At 69.5% G+C, this 1125-nt stretch carries 1 protein-coding gene; it reads right to left on the bottom strand.

Annotated features, from left to right (window positions below):
- Window positions 1-1125: M3 family metallopeptidase (locus tag AC5RUJ_RS16895; RefSeq protein WP_494156322.1), on the bottom strand; the 1125-nt coding region annotated here is incomplete at both ends.

The following is a 1125-nucleotide window of genomic DNA, read 5'->3' as shown; positions in this document are numbered from 1 at the left end:
CGCTGCTGTCCCGGTCGAGGCCGCGCCTGGCCAGCAGCGGCGCGAGGTCGGCGTCCCGTCCGCGGAAGCTCCGGTAGGCCTGCAGCGGGTCGATGCTGTTGCCCCGTGAGAGCAGTTCGCGGCGGAAACGGTCTCCGTTGCTGCGCCGGAGTCCGCCGTTTTCGGCGAACCAGGCGACCGTGTCGGCGTCGAGGATTTCGCTCCACAGGTAGGAGTAGTAGCCCGCCGCGTAGCCGCCGGCGAAGATGTGCTTAAAGTAGCCGGTGCGGTAGCGCGGCGGGACCAGGGGCAGGTCAATTCCGGCGTCGGCCAGTGCCTGCCGTTCGAAGGCCGGCGGATCCTCGACCCGCTGCCCGGCGGGCAGGCTGTGCCAGGCCAGGTCGAGCACGCACGCGGCCAGGTACTCGGTGGTGGCAAAGCCTTCGCCCCACAGCTGCGCAGCCTTGATGCGGTCCACCACCTCCCGCGGCAGCGGCTCGCCGGTCAGGTGGTGCCTGGCGTAGTTGCCGGCGACCTCCGGCTCCAGCATCCACATCTCGTTGACCTGCGACGGGTACTCCACGAAGTCCCGGGGCACGTTGGTGCCCGAGAGGCTGGGGTACTCCACCCGGGACAGCAGGCCGTGCAGCGCATGGCCGAACTCGTGGAAAAGCGTCACCACGTTGTCGTAGCTGAGTAGGGCCGGCTCGCCGGGAGCGGGCTTCGGGATGTTCAGGTTGTTCATCACGACGGCGCGCTGTCCCAGCAGGTGGGACTGCTCGACCAGCGAATCCATCCAGGCACCGCCGTTCTTCGTGTCCCGGGTATGGAAGTCACCGATGAACAGGCCCAGCCGGGCACCGTCGTCGTCCATCACTTCCCAGATCCGGGCCTGCGGATGATAGGCGGCGAGGTCCGGCCTGGCCTCGAACCGCAGCCCGTACAACCGGTTGGCGGCGAAGAAGACGCCGTCGGCGAGCACGCGTTCGAGCTCGAAGTACTGCCGCAGTCCGGCCAGGTCCACGCTGTAGTCGCGGCGGCGCACAACCTCCGCATAGTAGGCCCAGTCCCACGGCTCGAGGGGGTGGCCGGCCGCCTCGGCGAGGATCTCCGCCTCGGCGCGGGCGTTGGCGACGGCCGGCGGGA

It is taken from the genome of Arthrobacter sp. Y3223164, assembly GCF_059091005.1.
Note: the sequence above shows the minus strand (reverse complement) of the source record. Positions and strands in the feature narration are given on the sequence as shown.